General features: G+C 70.4%; 18 protein-coding genes. 9 read left to right on the forward strand and 9 right to left on the reverse strand.

Going from position 1 to position 20,823, the window contains the following annotated elements; translation table 11 throughout:
- Positions 1-17 precede the first annotated feature (17 nt).
- The 4 genes from ACFO3J_RS00055 to ACFO3J_RS00070 all read right to left on the reverse strand — a co-directional run bounded on the left by ACFO3J_RS00055 (position 18) and on the right by ACFO3J_RS00070 (position 6,766).
- On the reverse strand, positions 18-341 hold the full coding sequence (locus ACFO3J_RS00055; RefSeq protein WP_386424407.1) for a trypco2 family protein: 324 nt from the start codon (positions 339-341) through the stop codon (positions 18-20).
- A 95-nt stretch (positions 342-436) separates the two neighbouring features.
- Complete coding sequence (gap, locus tag ACFO3J_RS00060; protein WP_386424410.1) at positions 437-1,435, reverse strand: type I glyceraldehyde-3-phosphate dehydrogenase; 999 nt, start codon at positions 1,433-1,435, stop codon at positions 437-439.
- A gap of 143 nt (positions 1,436-1,578) precedes the next feature.
- The gene (locus ACFO3J_RS00065; RefSeq protein WP_386424413.1) at positions 1,579-2,526 is read right to left on the reverse strand and encodes a GlxA family transcriptional regulator; all 948 of its coding nucleotides are present in this window, start codon (positions 2,524-2,526) and stop codon (positions 1,579-1,581) included.
- A gap of 184 nt (positions 2,527-2,710) precedes the next feature.
- The gene (locus tag ACFO3J_RS00070; protein WP_386424416.1) at positions 2,711-6,766 is read right to left on the reverse strand and encodes a glycoside hydrolase family 3 C-terminal domain-containing protein; all 4,056 of its coding nucleotides are present in this window, start codon (positions 6,764-6,766) and stop codon (positions 2,711-2,713) included.
- Between the two features lie 478 nt (positions 6,767-7,244).
- Here ACFO3J_RS00070 and ACFO3J_RS00075 point away from each other — a divergent pair, with 478 nt between their 5' ends.
- Positions 7,245-8,684 (forward strand): cytochrome P450, encoded by a 1,440-nt coding sequence (locus tag ACFO3J_RS00075; protein ID WP_386424419.1) that lies wholly within the window; start codon positions 7,245-7,247, stop codon positions 8,682-8,684.
- 38 nt (positions 8,685-8,722) lie between these two features.
- On the opposite strand, the gene ACFO3J_RS00080 is transcribed toward ACFO3J_RS00075, so the two are convergent.
- The 4 genes from ACFO3J_RS00080 to ACFO3J_RS00095 all read right to left on the reverse strand — a co-directional run bounded on the left by ACFO3J_RS00080 (position 8,723) and on the right by ACFO3J_RS00095 (position 12,217).
- The gene (locus tag ACFO3J_RS00080) at positions 8,723-9,592 is read right to left on the reverse strand and encodes a DUF427 domain-containing protein (protein WP_386424421.1); all 870 of its coding nucleotides are present in this window, start codon (positions 9,590-9,592) and stop codon (positions 8,723-8,725) included.
- A gap of 53 nt (positions 9,593-9,645) precedes the next feature.
- A complete protein-coding gene (locus ACFO3J_RS00085; protein WP_386424424.1) occupies positions 9,646-10,416 on the reverse strand; it encodes an SDR family oxidoreductase in 771 nt (256 codons plus the stop codon).
- Positions 10,417-10,523: 107 nt separating this feature from the next.
- A complete protein-coding gene (locus tag ACFO3J_RS00090; RefSeq protein ID WP_386424427.1) occupies positions 10,524-11,378 on the reverse strand; it encodes an alpha/beta fold hydrolase in 855 nt (284 codons plus the stop codon).
- A 140-nt stretch (positions 11,379-11,518) separates the two neighbouring features.
- Positions 11,519-12,217 (reverse strand): alpha/beta hydrolase, encoded by a 699-nt coding sequence (locus ACFO3J_RS00095; protein ID WP_386424430.1) that lies wholly within the window; start codon positions 12,215-12,217, stop codon positions 11,519-11,521.
- Between the two features lie 133 nt (positions 12,218-12,350).
- Here ACFO3J_RS00095 and ACFO3J_RS00100 point away from each other — a divergent pair, with 133 nt between their 5' ends.
- The 7 genes from ACFO3J_RS00100 to ACFO3J_RS00130 all read left to right on the forward strand — a co-directional run bounded on the left by ACFO3J_RS00100 (position 12,351) and on the right by ACFO3J_RS00130 (position 19,188).
- On the forward strand, positions 12,351-12,980 hold the full coding sequence (locus ACFO3J_RS00100; protein ID WP_386424432.1) for a CGNR zinc finger domain-containing protein: 630 nt from the start codon (positions 12,351-12,353) through the stop codon (positions 12,978-12,980).
- A gap of 370 nt (positions 12,981-13,350) precedes the next feature.
- Positions 13,351-14,082: a DUF1684 domain-containing protein gene (locus ACFO3J_RS00105; RefSeq protein ID WP_386424435.1), complete on the forward strand. Its 732-nt coding sequence runs from the start codon at positions 13,351-13,353 to the stop codon at positions 14,080-14,082.
- 69 nt (positions 14,083-14,151) lie between these two features.
- A complete protein-coding gene (locus ACFO3J_RS00110; protein ID WP_386424438.1) occupies positions 14,152-15,693 on the forward strand; it encodes an ABC transporter substrate-binding protein in 1,542 nt (513 codons plus the stop codon).
- 81 nt (positions 15,694-15,774) lie between these two features.
- The gene (locus ACFO3J_RS00115) at positions 15,775-16,740 is read left to right on the forward strand and encodes an ABC transporter permease (protein ID WP_386424439.1); all 966 of its coding nucleotides are present in this window, start codon (positions 15,775-15,777) and stop codon (positions 16,738-16,740) included.
- Positions 16,737-17,609, forward strand: a complete 873-nt coding sequence (locus ACFO3J_RS00120) for an ABC transporter permease (RefSeq protein ID WP_386424442.1) — start codon at positions 16,737-16,739, stop codon at positions 17,607-17,609. The genes ACFO3J_RS00115 and ACFO3J_RS00120 overlap by 4 nt, the downstream gene beginning before the upstream one ends.
- Positions 17,606-18,412 carry an ATP-binding cassette domain-containing protein gene (locus ACFO3J_RS00125; protein ID WP_386424444.1) on the forward strand — a complete coding sequence of 269 codons (807 nt, stop codon included), beginning with the start codon at positions 17,606-17,608 and terminating at the stop codon, positions 18,410-18,412. The genes ACFO3J_RS00120 and ACFO3J_RS00125 overlap by 4 nt, the downstream gene beginning before the upstream one ends.
- Positions 18,409-19,188 carry an ABC transporter ATP-binding protein gene (locus ACFO3J_RS00130; RefSeq protein WP_386424446.1) on the forward strand — a complete coding sequence of 260 codons (780 nt, stop codon included), beginning with the start codon at positions 18,409-18,411 and terminating at the stop codon, positions 19,186-19,188. The genes ACFO3J_RS00125 and ACFO3J_RS00130 overlap by 4 nt, the downstream gene beginning before the upstream one ends.
- Before the next feature lie 66 nt (positions 19,189-19,254).
- On the opposite strand, the gene ACFO3J_RS00135 is transcribed toward ACFO3J_RS00130, so the two are convergent.
- Positions 19,255-19,788 carry a PH domain-containing protein gene (locus tag ACFO3J_RS00135; protein WP_386424448.1) on the reverse strand — a complete coding sequence of 178 codons (534 nt, stop codon included), beginning with the start codon at positions 19,786-19,788 and terminating at the stop codon, positions 19,255-19,257.
- 245 nt (positions 19,789-20,033) lie between these two features.
- On the opposite strand from ACFO3J_RS00135, the gene biuH reads away from it, so the two are divergent.
- On the forward strand, positions 20,034-20,798 hold the full coding sequence (biuH, locus tag ACFO3J_RS00140; protein WP_386424450.1) for a biuret amidohydrolase: 765 nt from the start codon (positions 20,034-20,036) through the stop codon (positions 20,796-20,798).
- The last annotated feature ends 25 nt before the right edge of the window (positions 20,799-20,823 follow it).

Below are 20,823 nucleotides of genomic sequence, written 5' to 3' on the forward strand. Positions count from 1 at the left end.
CCGGGCGCCGGCGCGGCTCAGTCGGAGTCGGAGATGTCGACCGAGGAGTCCTCCGCGGCCTCGGCGCCCGTCCGGCGGGGCTCCAGGACCAGCCGGACCCGGTGGATGTCGCCCCGGGAGGCGTCCACGCCGGCGCCGAAGGTGAGCACCCGCCACAGGCTGACACTCGCCGACGCCGACTTCTGCACGGTCAGCGCCACTTGGAACTCGACCTCGATCTCCCGGACCCGGAAGACCAGATCGGCGGCCTGCGACGACTCGGCGGCCGCCAGCACCTGGCTGCGCAGGCTCTCCATCGCTTCCGCGATCGAGACCCGGTCCGTCACCTCTGGAGCGTCCACGCCCAACCCCCCTCGGACGGCGCCGTGGCCGGCGCGCCGCCTCGGTCCCAGGTTATCCGAGGAACCCCTGACCGGACAGGTGCCGGCGGCGGCGCTCAGCCGCGTGCGAGCAGTTCGAGCGTGTCGACGACGCGGTTGGAGAAGCCCCACTCGTTGTCGTACCAGGCCACCACCTTGACGTGCTTGCCGCTGACGCGGGTGAGTGCGGAGTCGAAGATGGAGGACGCCGGCCGGCCGGTGATGTCGCTGGAGACCAGCGGCTCGTCCACGTACTCGAGAATGCCCTTGAGCCCGCCGTCGGCGGCGGCGCGGTAGGCCGCGAGCACCTCCTCGCGGGTGACCTCGCGGGCGACCGTGGTGTTCAGCTCCACGATCGAGCCCACCGGGACCGGCACGCGGATCGAGTCGCCCGACAGCTTGCCGTCGAGGTTCGGCAGCACCAGTCCGATGGCCTTGGCGGCCCCGGTGGTGGTGGGCACGATGTTCACACCGGCGGCGCGGGCGCGGCGCAGATCGCGGTGGGGGCCGTCCTGGAGGTTCTGCTCCTGGGTGTAGGCGTGCACCGTGGTCATGAAGCCGTGCTCGATGCCGGCCAGGTCGTCCAGCACGGATGCCAGCGGAGCCAGCGCGTTCGTGGTGCAGGAGGCGTTCGAGACGATCACGTGCTCGCCGGGGTGGTAGTCGTCGGTGTTGACGCCGTAGGCGAGCGTGACATCGGCGCCGTTGGAGGGGGCGCTGACCAGCACGCGCTGGGCGCCGGCCGTGATGTGCGCGCGGGCGGCGTCGGCGGCGGTGAAGCGGCCGGTGGACTCGAGCACGATGTCGACGCCGAGTTCGGCCCACGGCAGCTTGGCGGGCTCGCGTTCGGCGAGCACCTTGATACGGCGGCCGTCGACGACGAGTTCGGTTCCGTCGACCTCGACGGGGCGGCCGAGGCTGCCGAGCGAGCTGTCGTACTTGAGCAGGTGCGCGAGATCCTCGGGTGCGGTGAGGTCGTTGACGGCGACCACTTCGAGGTCGCTGTCGCGTTCGAGCAGAGCGCGCAGGGTGTTGCGTCCGATGCGGCCGAATCCGTTGACGGCTATGCGGGTCATGGTGATTCCTTTCGTCCCGCTGTCCATGGTCGGCGTCCGTGCGCCGGGCGGACAGTGGCCTGAACGACAGCGGGCGCAAGTCTCGCGCCACACCTTTCGCCATCGTCCGCAAGGATCCCGCCAGCGGGGCCCTCAGAGGGCGCTCAGGCCGAGAAGGTGTGCCGGTACTCCGTCGGGGAGGTGCCGAGGATGCGGTGGAAGTGCAGCCGCAGATTCGCGCCGGTGCCGAGCCCGACCCGGTCGGCGATCTGCTCCACGCCCAGGTCGGTGCGTTCGAGCAGTTCGCGCGCCAGGTCCACCCGCGCCCGCAGCACCCACTGCATCGGCGTGTAGCCGGTGTCCTCCACGAAGCGCCGCGAGAAGGTGCGCGCCGACACCCGCGCGTTGCGGGCGAGCGCGTCGAGGGTCAGCGGTTCGTCGAGGTGCGCCAGGACCCACTCCCGTGTGCTCGCGAACAGGTCGCCGAGCGGCTCGGGCACGCTCCGGGGCACGTACTGCGCCTGCCCCCCGCTGCGATAGGGCGCCGCCACCAGCCGTCGCGCCACCCGGTTGGAGAGCCGGACGCCGTGGTCGCGCCGCACCAGATGCAGGCACAGGTCGATCCCGGACGCGGCGCCCGCCGAGGTGAGGATGTCGCCCTCGTCGACGAACAGCACGTTCTCGTCCACCCGGACGAGTGGATGCCGCCGGGCGAGAGCCTTCGTGTAGTGCCAGTGGGTGGTCGCCCGCTTGCCGTCGAGCAGGCCCGTCGCCGCCAGCGCGAAGGCTCCCGTCGAGATGGCCGCGAGCCGCGTCCCCCGCTCGTACGCGGCCATCAGCGCGCCGACGACCGCGGCCGGCGGTGCTGTCCCGGCCGGCTCCCGGTAGCCGGGAATGAAGATGGTGTCGGCGTGCTCGAAGGCCTCGAGTCCCTCGGCCACGTGATAGGAGAGGCCGTCCCCGCCGGTCACCAGTCCCGGCGCCGCGCCGCACACCCGCACCTCGTAGGGCATGCTCGGCCGGTTGGAGAACACCTGCGCGGGGATGCCGACGTCGAGCGGCTTGGCGCCCTCCAGTACGAGCACGGCGACGTGATGGTTCTCCCGACTCATCGGGCTTCCTCCGGCTCTCCCGCGACCGACCGGGCGTCCGCCCGCCCCATCGGTGTCCTCGACGACCTCTGTCGCGAGCATCCTGCCATCGGTCGGCGGACGCGCCGGAGCGTCAGGAGGGATGGCCGGTCGCGTACCGGGGCCGGGGGGCGGGCGGCGTCGCTCGGCCCGCCCCCCGAACCGGTCAGTCGAAGATCAGGTCGAACTCCTCCCAGGGACCGATCGCCGTCCGGTTGGCGATCAGCGGCGCCGCCCCCGCGTTGTCCGCGGTGACGATGTCGCTGTTGGCGTGCGCCCGGAAGCTCACGCTGCCGTCGGAGTTGTGGATGAGGTCGAACTCCTCCCAGGGACCGACCGCCGTCCGGTTGGCGATCAGCGGCGCCGCCCCCGCGTTGTCCGCGGTGACGATGTCGCTGTTGGCGTGCGCCCGGAAGCTCACGCTGCCGTCGGAGTTGGAGAGCAGGTCGAACTGCTCGGCGCTGCCGATCGACGTCTTGCTGGCGATCAGTGGCGCCGCCCCCGCGCTGTCCGCGGTGACGATGTCGCTGTTGGCGTGCGCGCGCAGGCTGACCACGGTGCTCGCCGACGGCGACGAGACGCCCAGCGCGAAGATGTGCAGGGCGATGGTGTTCTGCGCGGCGTTGGGGCTGACATTGGGCAGCACCACCGCCTGTACGGTCTTGCCCGCCTGCAGGGGCGCGGAGGCGTAGTACAGGTTGACCGCCTGGGTCTGCTTGCCGCCGGAGTTGTTGAGGTACGGGAGCGCCGCCGCCACATCGGTGCCCCCTGTCGGCGAGGTGGACCACCAGTCGGAGAAGGCCAGCCCGTACGTCTGGGTGGTGCCGTCGGTGTAGACGATCGTGCCGCTTCCGGAGGCGGTGCCGTACGCGGCCGAGCCGATGACGGACAGCGTGCTGCCGGAGCCGGACAGGGGGACGGTCTGGCCGGAGGCGACGATGTTGTCGGGGGTTCCGGCCGCGGCGTTCGGCCAGGTGACGGCGGCGCCGTCGTGGTGGAACACCGCGCCGGGGGTCAGTCCCGCCGCCGCGAGTGCCTGCGCCGAGTAGCTGGAACCGCCGCCGTCGAGGTTTCCGGCGGCCGGGCTGGAGTCACTGCTGATGCCGGTGTTGTTGAACGCCGCGTTGAAGGACGGGTAGGCGATGTTGACCGTGCCGCTGTCCGTGTAGGGTCCCCCGCCGGTGAGGGTGGCCTGCGCGGACAGGGCGAAGGCTCCGGGACTCGCGCCGGACGGCGCGGTCAGGTGCCAGGTGGTGGTGACCGTCTGGCCGCCGGAGACGGTGGCGAAGGTGGACGGGGTGGTCGCCTGCGCGGTCCATCCGCTCGGCGCGGTGAGCGCCAGACTGACGTTGCTCTCGGCCGCCGTACCGCCGTTGACGAATTTCGTGGTCGCGGTGACGGTGCCGCCCGCGGTGATCAGCACCGGTGCGGCCAGGGTCAGCGCGTGCCGTACGACGATCGGGACCGTCCCCTTCACGCCGTTCACGGTCACGGTGATCGTGGTGGTCCCGTCACCGACCGCCTTGACCAGGCCGGCGCTGCTGACGGTCGCCACCGAGGGGTCACCGGTGGCGTAACCGACCTGCGAGGTGGACAGGTTGGCGAAGGACTGGTCGTTGTTGACGGCCTCGACGATGTTGTCGGCGGTCACGCTCATGTCGCGTCCCTGGGCGACCGAGCCCGTACCGGTGGTGTCGTCCTTGATCCAGGGGTTCTTCCCGGTCAGGTCGATGGTGTCGCCGGCGTTGTAGACGACAGCCGGCGGCTGCACGGTGACGTACTGGACCTGCGGGGTGATCGCGCCGGTCACCGCGACATTGACGGTGGACGACGTGGTGGTGGCGCTGGAGCCCACCTGGAACTGGTAAGTGCCGTCGTAGACGACGGACTTCATGTGCGCCGCGTCCCAGAACGACAGGTCGCTGACCTTGACGGGCAGGGTGATCTGCTGGGAGGCGCCGGGGGCCAGCACATTGGTCTTCGCGAAGCCTTCGAGCCGCTTCTTCGGCAGTTGCACACCGGAGACGGTGAACGGGGTCGCGGCGTAGAGCTGGGCGACGGCCGCGCCCGCGGTGGATCCGTTGTTGGTGACGGTGAAGCTGACGTTCACCGTGCCGTCGGCGGTGGTGGTGGCGTGGTCGACGGTCGCGGGCGAGAAGGCGAAGGAGGTGTAGCTCAGACCATAGCCGAAGGGGTAGGTCGGGGTGCCGGTGAAGTACTGGTAGGTCCGCCCCAGGCCCGAGGTGTCGGCGGGGGTGAGCCCGTAGTTGGAGATCGCCGGGAGCTGCGAGTCGTCCTGGTACCAGGTGAAGTTGAGGTGGCCGCTGGGATTCTGCTTGCCCAGCACCACGTCGGCCAGCGCGGTTCCCTGGCTCTCGCCGTTGTAGCCGCTGAACAGGACGGCGGGGACCTTGCCCTGGACGTCGTCGATCTTCACCGGGCCGTCGGACTGGATGACCAGCGCGGTGTTCGGGTTGCCGAGCGCGGTCGCCTGGTTGATCAGGGAGTCGTAGTTGCCGGGCATGGCCAGGGATCCTCGGTCGGTGCCCTCCGAGCCGTTGTTCAGGTTGGTGCCCACGAACAGGATCACCAGGTCGGCGCTCCTGACCGCCGCCTGGGTCGAGGCGCTGAGCACGGCGGCCGACGTGGTGGTGCTGGAGGTGCCGGCGGCGTCGAAGACGATGTTGGCGCTCGGGTTCGCCGCCTTGATCGCCGTGGTGAGCCCCTGGACGGCGTTGGTCTGCAAACTGGGTTCGCCGGAGTAGCTGCCGAGGGTGACGGCGTTGGCCATGTCGCCGAGGATGACCACGTTCTTCAGCTTCGACGCGTTGGCCGGCAGCAGCGGGGCGCCGGTCGCGGCGAGGTTGGAGTTCTTGAGCAGGACCAGCGAGTTGTCGGCCACGGTGGTGGCCAGCGCCTGGTGGGCCGGGCTCTGGATCTGGGCCTTGGTGATGGCGGTGTAGCCGACCTTGGCCGCGGGGTCGAATTCACCGGTCTGCATCCGGACGGTGAAGACCCGGGTCAGCGCGGTGTCGATGACACCTTCGCTCAGTATCCCGGCGTTGATGGCCGCCTGGATGTTCGGCACGGTGTTGTCGAAGCCGGCGCAGTTCAGCGCGGTTCCCGCGCGCAGCGCGTAGGCCTGGCCGCCGGCCTGCCCGGAGATCTTCGCCCCGGTGCTGGTGTTGGTCCAGGTGGCGTTGCCGCCCTGCTTGTCGGTGGTCCAGCCCGGCGCGGACCAGGCGTGGCCGCTCGGCGGATTCTGGTAGGTGGTGCCGACCGCGCCGCAGTCGGAGGTGATGTAGCCGCCGAATCCGTAGGTGCGCTGGGCGAGTTGGTTGACGGTGTAGGTGTCGGCGACCGCGGGCGTCCCGTTGATCGCGTTGTAGGAGGTCATCAGGCCGGACACATGGGCGTTCTCGATCAGGCTCTTGAACTGCGCGGTGTAGTACTGCCGGATGTCGGTGTCCGAGGCGTTGGAACTGACGCCGGTGCGCTGGTTCTCCACGTTGTTCAGCGCGTAGTGCTTGGCGGTGGCGGCCACCTTCAGATAGCCGGTGGCGGACTGCCCGGTGGCGCTGTTGCCCTCGTAGCCGTTGACGAAGGCGCCGGCCATCTGACCGACCAGATACGGGTCCTCGCCGAAGGCCTCGTCGGTGCGGCCCCAGCGCGGGTCGCGGTCGAGGTTCACCGTCGGCGCCCAGAAGGTCAGCGAGCCGTAGTCGCTCGCCGAGGCGCCGAGGTTGTTCTGGCCGGTGCCCCACAGCGACTTGTCGAGCTCACCGCGCACCTCGTCGGAGATGGCGGTGGTCTCCTGGTAGGTCAGGGCCTTGTCCCAGGACATGGACGACGCGAAGTTGGTGGGGAAGCTGGTCGCGTGCACTCCCCCCGACACCCCGCCGTTGTTGCTGTCGGCGCCCAGGGTGTTGATGCCGTGCTGTCCCTCGCTCCAGTACGTGTAGCCCTGGACGCCGAGGCGCGGGATCGGCGGCGCGCTGTTGGTGTTCAGCTGCGCGACCTTCTCCTCCAGCGTCATGCGCGACACCAGGTCCGCCGCGCGCTCCTGGAAGCTGTAGCTCGTGTTCAGGTAGATCGGCTGCGAGTTCGCGGCGGGGGCGGCCGCGACGGGGGAAGCGGTGTGCCCCGGGACGCTGACGCCTAACAGGACGGTCGCGCAGGCCGCCAGCAGCACGGACGCGCGCCGGATACTTCGATTTGCCACCTTGACTCCATCGGTGTCGGTGGGCGAGTCGCGGGCGCGGCGTCCTCGGGCGCGACGCCGTCGTCGCAATCGTCGTCCTGGAAGGTACTTATGGCCATATTTGACCGCAAGACTTGGGTCCTGACTCCAGCAGATGCTGATGTTGCGTCAGGATTACACCTAAGTCAATGCCCTGGGAATGATCGGCACCGATGGCCGGTTTCCACGATTCCGGTGCGGGCTCCTGCGCCAATTCGGTGCTGGCACAATGATTTCTGCCAATGCCGCCGTGCCCGCCGCAGCGGCGGCGCGCTGCTTTCTCCGCTCCGAAGTATCAGTCAAAGTCGGAGAAACCCAGCCGCTGGCCGCGTCGTTGGCACCGGTGGTGGCGCGTCCGGGTCGCCTATGGTGCCCGACCGGGCACCGCGTGATCTGATGGATCCGGCATGCCGGGCCCACGGCTGCCGGGGAGCTCCGACGGACCCGAGTGCAGGTGGACATGACGCGCACGACGACGACAGACGGGCGCCGCGAGGAGATCGCGCCGCGGTCCGGACGGGCCCCGGGGGCCTGGCCGTTGGTCGGCCACGCGATCGAACTGCAGCGCCGGCCGCTGGCCTTCATGGAATCGCTCATCGGCCACGGCGATCTGGTGGAGATCAGACTGGGCCCACGGCCCGCCTTCGTCATCTGCCACCCGGACCTCGCCCACCAGGTGCTGACCGACTTCCGTACCTTCGACCGGACCGGTCCGGTCTACGACCGCTCGCGTGCCGCCATGGGCTCCGGCCTGGCCACCACCACCTACCAGGACCACCGCCGGCAGCGCCTGATCATGCAGCCGGCCTTCCGGCACGAGCACCTGCGCGGCTATGTGGAGGTGATGCGCCAGGAGATCGGCGCCACCATGGACCGGTGGCAGGAGGGCGACCAGGTCGACCTAGTCGAGGAGGCCTTCACCCTCACCAACACCATCTCGCTGCGGGCGCTGTTCTCCTCGGGCATCAGCGCCCAGGACGCGGAGGAACTGCGGGAGGCGTTCGACGTCTTCCTGCGCGGCATCTACGCCCGCGCGGCGCTCCCGCTGGTCGGCAGGATCCCCTCGCCGGCCAACCGCCGGTACGTCCGGGCACTCGGCCGGTGGCGGACGATCGTGGCGCGGCTGATCGACGGCTACCGGCGCGAGGACGCCGAGGGCGGCGAAGGCGGCGAAGGCGGCAAGCGCGACGACCTGATGGCCAGACTCGTCGAGGCGCGCGACGACGAGCAGCAGGCGATGTCCGACGAAGAGCTCTCCGACCAGGTCGCCGTCCTCCTGCTGGCCGGAGGCGAGACCACCTCGGCGGCGGTGGTCTGGACGCTGCACTTGCTGCAGAACCACCCGCACGTCCTGGCGGCCCTGCGCGCCGAGACCGACACGGTGCTCGGCGGCGACATCGCCGGCTGGGAGCACCTGCGCCGGCTGGATCTCACGGCCAGGGCGGTACGGGAGGCGATGCGCCTCTACCCGCCGGCCTGGATCCTCCCGCGCACCTGCGTCCGTGACGTCGTCCTGGCCGGCCGCACGCTTCCCGCCGGGAGCACGGTGGTCTTCAGCCCCTTCGTCCTGCACCGGCGGCCCGACCTCTTCCCCGACCCGCACGCCTTCGACCCGGACCGCTGGCTCCCGGCCGAAGCGGGCGCCGCCCCGCACCGCACTTCCTTCCTGCCCTTCGGCGCGGGGGCGACCAAGTGCATCGGGGAGGACTTCGGCGAGGCGGAGGCCACCCTGATCGTGGCCACCCTCACCGCGCGCTGGGACCTGTCCGCCCTGGCGGGGACGAAGGTGTCCCCCGTCGCCCGGGCGGTACTGGTACCGAAGTCCCTCCCGGTGCGGCTGACGCCCCGCCGGGACCCCGGGCGCGGCGGGGCGGCGGCGAACGCGGGGTCACCGCGCTGAGCGAGGGCCGGTCCGTCGCCGCACGCCCGGCCCGCCGGTCAGGCGGTATCCCGGTGGTGCGGCTCGTCGGCTTCGAGGCCGCGGTCGATGCCGTGGGAGACCACTCCTTGTCCGGGCTCCATGTCGAGCCGCTTGCCGTCCAGGAGGACGGCGACCATGTACGGCTCGAAGGAGACCATGCCGGAGACGGCGGCCACTTCGGGGTAGGCGTCCGGATACGACCACGCGGCCTTCGCCGCGTCGCCGATGTCGTAGTAGCTGGCCAGGCCCTTGTAGGGGCAGAACGTCCGCGTTTCGACCGGGGTCAGCGCGCTCCGGTCGACATCGTCGCGCGGGACGTACCAGCGCGGGGCGAATCCGGACTCGTACAGGACGGTCGGATGCGAGGAGCGGGCCACCACACGGTCACCGGCCCGGACTTCCAGCTCACGGGAGGTCGGCCGGATGTCGATCCGGTGGTACGCGTCCGCGGCGTGGCCGAGGATGCGCTGGTCCTCCTCGTAGAAGCCGTCCATGGCCCGCCAGGCGAAGGCCACCCGTCCTTCGAGTTCGGCGGCGTGGTCGGGCAGGTCGATGTGCTGCCAGGCGGCCCGATTCCGCTGCTGCTCCCCCTGGCGGGCGGTGTACCAGGAGGTGTCCCCCAGGTCTCGGTGCCGGGTGACCGGCACGCTCGGCTCGAGCGCGCCCGGCTTCACGTCCCGCAGCGGGAAGTACGCCACCGGGTAGCGGTCCGGTTCGTGCAGGAGCACGACGTCCTCGCTGTCGGCGATCCACTCGCCGCCGAACCGGACCCGCATCCTGCGGCGCAGGCGTTCGGCGAACAGCAGCCGCTCGGGAAGCGGGGCGGGGGTCAGAAACCTGCCGATCGCGCCGTGCGCGAGCGGACCCTGCTGCCATGCGAGACCCATGGGCTCTTCTCCGTTTCGTGCGGGGGGGTGTCGGTGCTCGCGGACCGCGCCGGTCAGACGGACTTGACCTCGCCGCCGTCCATGCGCAGGACCGATCCGGTCATCCAGCGGGCCGCCGGTGAGACGAGGAACGCCATCAGCTCGGCGATCTCCTCGGGTGTGCCGTAGCGCTCGATATCGGCCTCACCGGGGAAGGCGGCGATGGCCTGCTCGACGGTCATGCCGTGGGCGGGCGCCCAGTGTTCGAGGTAGGAGCGGCGGCGGCCCGTCATGACCGCGCCGGGCATCACGCTGTTGACCTGGACGCCGTCGGCGATGCCGCGGTCGGAGAATGCCTTCGCCAGGGCGGCGATCGCGGCGTTGATCGTGCCGACCGCCGCGTAGGGCGCCTTGGGAAAGATCGCGGAGTTGCCCGACATCAGCACCACGGAACCCTTGGCCTCGGTCAGCGCCGGCCATGCCTCGATGGTCAGGCGCCGGGCGCCGTGGAACTTCAGGGCCATCCCGGTGTCCCACTGCTGGTCCGTCATCTCGAACAGGTCGATCTGCGGCACCGCGCCGGCGATGTTGACCAGGGCGTCGATACGGCCGAACGCCCCCAGCGTCTGCTCGACCACACCGTGGGCCGCCGAGGGCTCGGAGAGGTCCAGGTCGATGATCAGGGTCTCCGCCCCGGCCGCCCGCACCTGGGAGGCGGTGTCCTCCAGATGGGACCGGTTGCGCGCGACGAGCACCAGCGAGGCGAAGTCCCGCGCCAGCCGGATCGCCGTCGAGCGACCGATGCCCTGACTGGCCCCGGTGACCACTGCTACGGACTTGGGCATGCAACTGCTCCTTCGCTGTCCGCCGTCCCTACGGAACCGGCGGGTTCGCCGCCGGGGCGGCGGGAGGGGTGTGGCCGGGGCACCTTGCGGATAAGCGCACGAGGCGCCTAGGAGGTGAGGAATTCACGGATCGCCCCGGCGATCTCCGCGGCGTGGGTCTCCAGGGCGAAGTGACCGGTGTCGAGGAAGCGGACGTCGGCGTCGGGGAGGTCGCGCTTGAAGGCCTCGGCCCCGGCGGGCAGGAAGAAGGGATCGTTCTTGCCCCAGACCGCGAGCAGCGGCGGCCTGCTGGTCCGGAAGTACTCCTGGAACTTCGGGTACAGCGCGACGTTGCTCGCGTAGTCGAGGAAGATGTCGAGCTGGATCTCGTCCGCGCCGGTCCGCGCGAGGTAGTGGTTGTCCAGCTCGTAGCCGTCCGGGCCGACCCGCGTCTCGTCGGGGACGCCGTGGGTGTACTGCCAGACCGTCGTCTCCGGCTGGACCATCGTCCGGATCCCTTCCCGGTTGGCCTGCGACGGCTCCTTCCAGTACGCCTGGACGGGAGCCCAGCCCTCGCTCAGTCCCTCCTCGTAGGCGTTGCCGTTCTGCGTGACGATCGCGGTGATCCGCTCGGGGTGCCGGGTGGCGATCCGGAACCCGACCGGCGCGCCGTAGTCGAAGACGTACAGCGCGAACCGGTCCAGGCCCAGCAGTTCCGTCAGGCGGTCGATCACGTCGGTCATGTGCTCGAAGGTGTAGTCGAAGCCGCTCCGCGCGGGCATGTCCGACTTGCCGAAGCCCGGCAGGTCGGGAGCGACGATGTGGAACCGGTCGGCGAGCAGCGGGATCAGTTCCCGGAACATATGGCTCGACGACGGGAAGCCGTGCAGCAGGAGCAGCGTGGGCGCGTCGGGGGCGCCGGCCTCCCGGTAGAACACCTGCAGACCGTCCACATCCGCCGTGCGGTACGCGATGTGGGTCATGTGAGGTCACCTCTTCCTTCTGGGGCGCGGCCGGTCGGACGCGGCTGCGGCGGGTCGGAGATCGAATGCGTTACCCAACCATCCCAGATGGCTTTGAGGGGTTAGCCAGGACATCGATGGTGAGCGCCGCGGCGGAGCCGTCACCGACCGGACCCGGCCTCGCGCACCGCTTCCATCACGACGCCGACGACCGTGGACGGCGCGGTGACCATGGGCATGTGGTCGACGGGGGCCGCGATCGTCCGCGCCTTCATCCGCCCGGCCATGAACCGCTGGTTCGCCGCGGGGATCATCCGGTCCTCCTCGGCCACCAGGAACCGGCTCGGCCGGTCCTTCCAGACCGGGCGCCCCACCGGGACCCCGATGCACCCGGCGGTGAGCGGCCGCTGTGTGGCGGCCAGCAGTGCCTGCTCCTCCGCGGAGGCGTGCTGGGCGAAAGCGCCGGCGAAGGCGTCCTCGGGCAGCCAGATCAGCCCGTGGTGGTCGGGGCCGAGTTCGGGCGCCCGCGGATGCGGTTCGGTCCGGTAGAAGACGTCGGCCACCGTCTCGCCCTCGTCCGGGGCGAGCGCGGCGACGTACACCAGCGACGCGACCCTCTGGTCCGACGTCGACCCGATGACCGCGCCGGCGTAGGCGTGCCCGACCACGACGACCGGTCCGCCGACCCGCTCCAGCGTCCCGTCGAGCGTGGCCACATCGTCGGCGAGAGAGGTCAGCGGCAGTGGCGCGGCGACCGCTGTGACCCCTTCGGACCGCAGCCCGGCGATCACCTTGTTCCAGCTCGACCCATCGGCCCAGGCGCCGTGCGCCAGCACCACCCCGACCGTGTTCTCCTGCATCCGTACTCCTTCGAAGTAACCGCCTTGATGGCGTCCGCAAGGTTATGGAGCTGGTTGGTAACTTGTCAACAAGACTCAAGGCGGTTACTGTCGTGGCGAAACGCGGCAACAAGCACCAGAAGGGACAGGCAGGATGGTCCAACAGGCTCCGGCCCTGTTCCTCGCCGACACGCTCGGCCTGGACTTCCTCAACTCGATCGCCACACCGGTGGACACCGAGATCGACTGGATCGAGGACGGCGACGGCCTGCTGGCCTGGCTCGACCAGGCGGAGCTGGTGCCGCCCCGCACGCTCGCCGAGCTGCGGGAGCAGGCCCTGCCCGGCGAACTCGACACGATCGCCGCCCAGGCGCGGAGCCTGCGCGAGGATCTCAGGACGTTCGTCCGCGGACACATGGGCCGGCCCCTTCGGCCGGAGGCCCTCCCGGAGCTGGCGCCGCTGAACCGGCTGCTGGCCCGCGACGAGGGATTCCTCCAGCTCGCCGCCGGACAGGGGGACACACCCGGCCTCCGGCTGCGGACGACGCGCCGCTGGCGCTCACCGGACGCACTGCTCCTGCCCGTCGGCGAGGCGCTGGCGAGATTCCTCAGCGAGGAGGACCTCTCGTACGTCAAGGCCTGCGAGGGCCCGGCCTGCACGCTCCTGTTCGCCGACCACACCCGAGGGCGCGTCCGCCGGTGGTGCAGCATGGCGATCTGCGGCAACCGCGCCAAGCAGGCCGCCCACCGCAGCAGGCTCAGGAACGGCCGGGACGCCGGCTGACCCCGGAGCGCGGCGCCGCCCGGACATCAGCGGCCGATCGGCCAACTCCCGCTCTTTTCAGGCCAGTTGATCAAGCCCGGGATTCGGCTCCGCTGGTGGGTCCGGCTGCCGGTCGGCATTTCGCCGCCCCTGGGAAAATGGGCTTTTCACACCCTTTGTCATCCTGGAAAGGCCGCCTTCGCACGCAGAGTGCGACCCACCGCACCGGGAGTAGCCTTCTCCCCTCAAAGCGATCCTTATATGCGATCTTCGTCTCACTTATCGGTCGGCCGACGCTTTCCGACATTTTTCCTCCATAGGATCGGGCCACCGACCCCGTTCGGACGGGCCGCCGAGAGGTGCCCCGCCCGCGAAGACCTAGCGAGCACGCATGTCCGTAATACCCCGCGCCACCGCGCGGACCGTCGAAGGCGCTCAGGCCGGGTGGTCCGACTGGTGCGCCTCCCGGCGGGCCGCCGTGACGGCGCCCACCGGCGATCTGGCGCTCGTCGAGACCCGCTGGCTGCCGGCCGGTCAGCAGCCCTCGGTGGAAGAGGCACGGGCCGGGCTGGCCGAGAGCCGAACGGTCACCGCGGTGCGGCGGACGAACATCCTCACCGGCGAGCCCGAGCAGGCGCTGCGCTTCTGGGACGGCGACTCCCCCGCGATCCAGCACTTCCAGGGGATCGACACCTTCCCGTTCAACCCGGACTGGGTGATCGAGGCGACCTACGCGCCGGCTCCCGAAGGCCGCCGCATCGCGTTCGAGCACATCCGCGACCACGGGGACGCCCGCCATCTGCCCGTCCCCGGCGACATCAGCCTCACCCTGGACGGGACCGGCTACACCCTCCACGCCTTCGACGACGACGGGACACTGCTCCTGGTCTTCGGCGACCCCACCAACGGCGCCACCACGTACGGCGCCGGCCGCTTCCTCTTCGTCCGGCGCACGCCGGACAGCGAGCGGGTCGTGCTCGATTTCAACCGCGCCTTCGTGCCCCCGTGCGGATTCTCCGCTCAGTACAACTGTCCACTGCCGCCGCGGCAGAACCGCTTCCACCTGCCCGTCGAGGCCGGCGAGAAGCTTCCGGTCTTCCGCGACGGCTACGCGGTGCACTGAGTCCACACGACAGTTCCACCGGCCCGACCCGCCCATCAGGGCCGTCCGGCCCTCGATCAGGAGAATGAAGTGAAGAGCAAGACCGCACCGGTCCTCGGCGGCGCCCTGGCAGTAGCCCTGTCCCTCGCCCTCACGGCCTGCAGCTCCGCCGGCTCGAACAGCTCGGACAGTTCCGCCAAGAGCGGTTCGGCCGCGACCGGGTCGTACGACAAGAACGCCACCATCGCGATCGGCTCGCCCTACGAGCCGCAGAACCTGGACAACACCGGGGGCGGTGGCCAGGGCGTCACCGAGGCGCTCAACGGCAACGTCTACGAGGGCCTGTTCAAGCTCACCGACGACGGCAAGATCGAGAACCAGCTCGCCACCGGCTACACCGTGAGCCCGGACGGGCTCACCTACACCTTCAAGCTGCGCGACGGGGTGAAATTCCACTCCGGCAAGACGCTCACCTCGGCGGATGTGAAGTACAGCATCCAGAAGGTGACCGGGCCGGCCTCGCAGGCCGCCCGCAAGTCCAGCTTCGACATGATCAAGAGCATCGACACCCCGAGCGCGGACACCGTGAAGGTGACCCTGTCGAGCAAGTCGATCTCCTTCGTCTACAACCTCAGCTATGTGTGGATCTTCGACGCCCAGGCCAAGAACCTGAAGACCTCGGAGGACGGCACCGGCCCCTACAAGCTGGACAAGTGGACGCACGGCTCGGCGCTGAGCCTGGTGAAGTTCCCGGGCTACTGGGGCACTCCCGCGACCAACGCGGGCGTCGTCTTCAAGTACTACAAGGACGCGACCGCACTCAACAACGCGCTGCTCACCAACGCGGTCGACGTGGTGACCAGCGAGCAGAGCCCGGACGCGCTGGACCAGTTCAAGAACAACGCGGACTACAAGGTCAACGACGGCCACTCGATCACCAAGCTGCTGCTGGCCTTCAACGACCGGGTCAAGCCGTTCAACAACACCCTGGTGCGCAAGGCCGTCACCTCGGCGATCGACAACAAGAAGCTGCTGCAGTCGATCTGGGGCAACTACGGCACCCTGATCGGTTCGATGACGCCGCCGACCGACCCGTGGTACGAGGATCTGACCAACGTCAACCCGTACGACGTGGGGCTCGCCAAGAAGGAACTCGCCGAGGCGGGTTACGCCAACGGCTTCAGCTTCACCCTCGACACCCCCAACTACGACCCGCACCCCACCGCGGCCACCTTCATCAAGTCGGAGCTGGCCAAGGTCGGCATCAAGGTCAAGATCAACATCATCACACCGGACCAGTGGTACACCAAGGTCTACCAGAACCACGATTTCACCGCGACGCTCCAGGAACACGTCAACGACCGGGACATCGTCTGGTACGGCAACCCGGACTTCTACTGGGGCTACGACAACAAGCAGGTCACGACCTGGGTGAACGAGGCCGAGCAGTCCGACACCACCGCCGAGCAGACGGCGCTGCTGAAGAAGGTCAACACGCAGATCGCCGACGACGCGGCCAGCGACTGGCTCTACCTCTACCCGCAGATCGTGGTGGCGAACTCGAAGCTGTCGGGCTACCCGCTCAACGGTCTGAACTCGCAGTTCTACGCCTACGGCATCAAGAAGAGCTGACGTACCTGGCGCGGCGGCGGCCACCCCAGCGAGGGGCCGCCGCCGCGGCAGGAACCGCCGTCCTGACTGATCGGTTCCCTGATGACTACGTACGTCCTCCGGCGGCTGGCCTTCCTCGTCGTTTCGCTCTTCATGGCCAGCGTGGTGCTCTTCCTGCTGCTGCGGCTGCTCCCGGGCGACCCGGCCAACGCACTGCTGTCGGTCGGCGCCGACCCCGAGCAGATCGCCGCGGCCCGCCACGCGATCGGTTCGGACCTCCCGCTGCCCGAGCAGTTCGCCCACTGGCTGCACCAGCTGGTCACCTTCGACCTGGGCGACTCCTTCGTCAGCTCGCTGCCGGTCGGTCCGCAGATAGCCTCCCGGCTCGACGTCACCGTGCCGCTGACCCTGCTCGCCTTCCTGCTGGCCCTGGCGATCGCGCTGCCGGTCGGCTTCCTGGCCGCGCACCGCTCCCGCACCTGGTACGGGACGGTCCTCAACGGAGTGTCCCAACTGGGTGTCGCGGTGCCCGTCTTCTGGATCGGCATGATCCTGGTGACGGTCTTCTCGCTGCGCCTGCGATGGCTGCCGTCCGGCGGCTTCCCGCAGGACGGCTGGAGCGATCCCGGGCAGGCGATCGACTCGCTGGCGCTGCCGGTCATCACCGTGGCCCTGGTGATGTCCGCCTCGCTGATCCGCTACGTCCGCTCCGCGACCCTGGACGTACTCGGCAGCGACTACCTGCGCACGGCCAGGGCCCTCGGCTCCACCTTCACCGGCGCGATGTGGCGGCACGGCGTACGCAACGGCGCCGTCCCGGTCATCTCGATCCTCGGTATCGAACTGGCCTCCACCCTGCTGGGCGCGGTCGTGGTCGAGACCGTCTTCGCCCTGCCCGGGCTCGGCAGCATGCTGTCCCAGGCGGTGGCCCAGCACGACTATCCCAGCGTCCAGGGTGTGCTCTTCGTGTCGACCTTCAGTGTGCTGATCATCGGTTTCCTCGCCGACCTCACCCAGCGGCTGATCGATCCGCGGCTGCGCGGCAGGCTGTCGGGCGGCGCCCGATGACCGCTCCCACGCTCAGTGCTCCCCAGGCCGACGCGGCGCCCGCCGCCCGCCGGGGCCGCCGCTCCGCGGCGCTGATCACCGGCTGCGTCCTGGTCGGAGTGATCCTCGCGGTCGGACTGCTCTCCCTGGTGTGGACCCCGTTCTCCCCGGCGGACACCTCCGGCGGCCGGCTGATGCCGCCCGGCCACCTGCCCCACCCGCTCGGCACCGACAAGCTGGGCCGCGACCTGCTCACCCAGCTGATGATCGGCGCCAGGATCGCCCTGGAGTCCGGCGCCGGCTCGGTGGCGATCGGCGCGGTGCTCGGAGTGCCCCTCGGGGTGGCCGCCGGCTTCGCCTCGCGGTGGCTGGACGACCTGGTCGCCGCCCTGCTGGACATCCTGATCGCCTTCCCCACCCTGCTGCTGGCGATGCTGGTGGTCGCGGCCAGGTCCGCCTCGCTCGGCTCGGCCGTCATCGCCATCGGCCTGGCGATGACCGCGGTGCTGGCCCGGCTCACCCGGGTACTCGTCAAGCGCGTCCTCGCCCAGGACTACATCACCGCCGCCCGCACCTCGGGCACCTCCTGGCCGCGGATCGTCAGCGGTCATGTGCTGCCCAACATCTGGACCACCCTGTCGGTCAGCCTGGCCCTCCAGTTCGGCCTCGCCGTGCTGGCCGAGGCGAGCCTGTCCTACCTGGGCCTGGGCGCCCCGCCGCCGAACGAGTCCTGGGGACGGATGCTCCAGGACGCCCAGGCCACCGTGCTCACCTCACCCACCGGGGCGATCGCCCCGGGCGTGCTGCTGGTCGTCCTGGTCATCGGCGTCAATCTGCTCGCCGACGGTCTGCGCGACACCTCGGACCCCACCCGCCGGAGGACCCGATGAACGTGCTCGACGTCAGCGGACTCGGCATCCGTACCTCCGACGGCCGCGCCCTGGTCTCGGATGTGTCCTTCTCGGTCGGGTCCGGCGGCAGGCTGGGCCTGATCGGCGAGTCCGGCTCCGGGAAGTCGCTGACCGCGCTCGCCGTCATGGGCCTGCTGCCGCCGGGGATGACCGCGACCGGCAGCGTCGTACTGGAGGCCCCCGGGCTGCCCCGTACCGAGGTGATCGGCGCGGCCGAGCGGCAGCTGGTCGGGCTGCGCGGCCGGGCCGCCGCGGTGGTCTTCCAGGAGCCCCTCACCGCGCTGGACCCGCTGATGCGGGTCGGCAGGCAGATCGCCGAGCCGCTGCGCCGCCGGCGGGGGCTGCGCGGGGCGGCGCTGAAGCGCGCGGTCGGCGAGGCACTCGACCAGGTGCGGCTGCCGGAGCGCGCGGCCCGGGCCTATCCGCACGAGATCTCCGGCGGGCAGCGCCAGCGGGTCGCCATCGCGATGGCCCTGGCCTGCGAACCCGCGCTGCTGATCGCGGACGAGCCCACCACCGCGCTGGATGTGACGGTCCAGGCGGAGGTGCTCGCGTTGCTCGACAGCCTGGTGTCCGAGCGGGCGATGGCGCTGCTCTTCGTCAGCCACGACCTCGCGGTGGTCGCCGGGGCGACCGACCGGGTGGTGGTGCTCAAGGACGGGGAGGCGGTGGAGTCGGGGAGTGTGGACGACATCCTGCACGCGCCGCGGCACCCCTACACCCGGAATCTGGTGACGAGCGCCCGTCACCTCGAAGGCGCGCTGGAGCGGACGATCCGATGACCATCCCCATCCTGACCGCGGACGACGCGGGGTTCGCCTACCGCGGCGCGGCGCCCGTCCTGCACGGCGTCACGGTCGACATCACGGCGGGCCGCAGTGTGGCCCTGGTCGGCGAGTCCGGCGCCGGCAAGACCACCTTGCTGCGGCTGCTGCTCGGCCTCACCCGGCCCAGCAGCGGGCGGATCCTGTTCGACGGGGACGAGTTGCGGACCCGCGACCGCGAGCAGACGCGCCGGCTGCGCGGCAGTGTGCAGTGCGTCTTCCAGGACCCGTACTCCTCCCTGGACCCCCGGCAGCGGGTCGACCGGATCGTCTCCGAACCCCTGCGCTCGCTCGGCCTGTCCGCCTCCGGCGCCGGCGACCCGCGGGTCGCCGCGGCGCTGGAGGCCGTCGGTCTCCCGCCGGAGGCCGCCACCCGCTATCCGCACGAGTTCTCCGGCGGCCAGCGCCAGCGCATCGCCATCGCCCGGGCCACCGTCTGCCGCCCGCGCCTGCTGCTGGCGGACGAACCCGTCAGCGCCCTGGACGTCACCACCCGGGTCCGCATCATCGACCTGCTGACCGAGCTGAAGGAGACCATGGGCCTCACCATCGCCATGGTCTCCCACGACCTGTCGGTGGTCGCCGCGCTCTGCGAGCACACCGCGGTCCTCGAACACGGCCGCATCGTCGAACAGGGCGACACGGCGGCGGTGCTGGGCTCCCCCGCCGACCCCTACACCCGGCGGCTGATCGCCAGCGTGCCGCGGCTGCCGGTGCGGCCGGCGAGCGGCTGATCCGCGCGCGGGCCGGCCGCGAACGGCGAACGGCGGCCGGCCGGACGGACCCCGGACAGGGGGCTGTCAGCGCGTGGACGACGAGCGGTCCTCGGCTCCGTAGAGGTGCTCCTGCTCCTCGTCCATGGCCTCGTAGATCATGGTCTTGAGCCCCTCGGGATCCGGCACGTGCTTCAGCGTCAGCAGCCCCTGCTCGGAGCCCGACTCGATCTTGAGCGTCCCGCACCGGATGATCCGCTCCCACAACGAGGCGGAGAAGGAGATGTCGTTCACCCGGACCAGCGGGATGCTGCGGCCGGTCTTGGTCAGGAAGCCGGAACGCGTGTGGATCCGCTTGGTGGTGAGGATGTAGAGGGTGTCGCGCCACCTCAGCAACGGCACCAGCCAGAACCACAGGGACACGATCAGCGCGACACCGAGCACGACGTACACCGCGGTGTCGGACCAGCTCTTGCCGCCGGGCAGCACCCACAGCAGCGCGCCGGCCACCGCCCAGGTCAGGCACAGCACCGCGAACTCGCCGACGAGTTGGGTCCAGTGCTGCCGGCTGACATGGAGGAGTTCTTCGTCATCGCTCAGGAAGCGGTCCACGCTAGGCATGGACCGCATCCTGGCACACCGTCTTCCGGCCGCCGACCGGGGGCCGTTGGGGACTGTCCGGGGCCGTCCCGCCGTCCCGCCGTCGGTCGGAGCACGGCCCGCGGCCCGCTTCACGTTCGCGTAACGCGGCGACCGCTTGGCCGAAACCTGTCCTCCCATAATCAGCAATACCGAAATACCCGATGTATGCGCGACAGCTTCGCACCACCCCGCTCAACCGTCTTGGGGGGTCAATGGACGACAGCGTGCACAAGGAACGACACGATCCGGCGGATCCGGCGGTTCTCATCGGCCCGGTCACCGCGCAGCCCTACGCGTGGCCCTACGACACCTCCGTGCCGGCCACCCGGGTCGCCCTGCTCTGCATCGACTGGCAGACGGACTTCTGCGGCCCCGGCGGCTATGTGGACGCCATGGGCTACGACATCGCACTGACCCGGGCCGGGCTGCCCGCGACACAGAAACTGCTCGCACACGCCCGCGCCGCGGGCATGCTCGTCGTCCACACCCGCGAGGGCCACACCGCGGACCTGTCGGACCTGCCGGCCAACAAGCGCTGGCGGTCGGCGCGGATCGGCGCGGAGATCGGCGCCGCCGGGCCCCGCGGCCGCATCCTGGTACGGGGTGAACCCGGCTGGGAGATCGTGCCCGAGGTCGCCCCGGCCGCCGGCGAGGTGATCGTGGACAAGCCGGGCAAGGGGGCCTTCTACGCCACCAACCTCGATCTCGTCCTGCGCACGCGGGGGATCACCCATCTGGTGCTCACCGGCATCACCACCGACGTGTGCGTCCACACCACCATGCGCGAGGCCAACGACCGCGGCTACGAGTGCCTGATCCTGTCCGACTGCACCGGAGCGACGGACCCGTCGAACCATGAGGCCGCCCTCCACATGGTGACCATGCAGGGCGGCGTCTTCGGATGCGTCTCGACCTCGGACGAGCTGATCGCCGCCACGACTCCGGCCGTCCGGACGCCCCTTCCGGCGCCGCGGGCCCTTCCCGAGTGACCCGCCCGAGGAAGGCAGGAACCGC

Source organism: Streptomyces polygonati (assembly GCF_042650325.1).
Lineage (GTDB): Bacteria > Actinomycetota > Actinomycetes > Streptomycetales > Streptomycetaceae > Actinacidiphila > Actinacidiphila polygonati.

Excerpts from the sequence above, each read along its gene's own strand:
- ACFO3J_RS00065 (WP_386424413.1), bottom strand. The coding sequence starts at position 2,526 with ATGAGTCGGGAGAACCATCACGTCGCCGTGCTCGTACTGGAGGGCGCC.
- ACFO3J_RS00075 (WP_386424419.1), top strand. The coding sequence starts at position 7,245 with ATGACGCGCACGACGACGACAGACGGGCGCCGCGAGGAGATCGCGCCG.
- ACFO3J_RS00130 (WP_386424446.1), top strand. The coding sequence starts at position 18,409 with ATGACCATCCCCATCCTGACCGCGGACGACGCGGGGTTCGCCTACCGC.
- ACFO3J_RS00085 (WP_386424424.1), bottom strand. The coding sequence starts at position 10,416 with ATGCCCAAGTCCGTAGCAGTGGTCACCGGGGCCAGTCAGGGCATCGGT.
- ACFO3J_RS00095 (WP_386424430.1), bottom strand. The coding sequence starts at position 12,217 with ATGCAGGAGAACACGGTCGGGGTGGTGCTGGCGCACGGCGCCTGGGCC.
- ACFO3J_RS00090 (WP_386424427.1), bottom strand. The coding sequence starts at position 11,378 with ATGACCCACATCGCGTACCGCACGGCGGATGTGGACGGTCTGCAGGTG.
- ACFO3J_RS00105 (WP_386424435.1), top strand. The coding sequence starts at position 13,351 with ATGTCCGTAATACCCCGCGCCACCGCGCGGACCGTCGAAGGCGCTCAG.
- ACFO3J_RS00125 (WP_386424444.1), top strand. The coding sequence starts at position 17,606 with ATGAACGTGCTCGACGTCAGCGGACTCGGCATCCGTACCTCCGACGGC.
- ACFO3J_RS00120 (WP_386424442.1), top strand. The coding sequence starts at position 16,737 with ATGACCGCTCCCACGCTCAGTGCTCCCCAGGCCGACGCGGCGCCCGCC.
- ACFO3J_RS00135 (WP_386424448.1), bottom strand. The coding sequence starts at position 19,788 with ATGCCTAGCGTGGACCGCTTCCTGAGCGATGACGAAGAACTCCTCCAT.
- gap (WP_386424410.1), bottom strand. The coding sequence starts at position 1,435 with ATGACCCGCATAGCCGTCAACGGATTCGGCCGCATCGGACGCAACACC.
- ACFO3J_RS00080 (WP_386424421.1), bottom strand. The coding sequence starts at position 9,592 with ATGGGTCTCGCATGGCAGCAGGGTCCGCTCGCGCACGGCGCGATCGGC.
- ACFO3J_RS00100 (WP_386424432.1), top strand. The coding sequence starts at position 12,351 with ATGGTCCAACAGGCTCCGGCCCTGTTCCTCGCCGACACGCTCGGCCTG.
- ACFO3J_RS00115 (WP_386424439.1), top strand. The coding sequence starts at position 15,775 with ATGACTACGTACGTCCTCCGGCGGCTGGCCTTCCTCGTCGTTTCGCTC.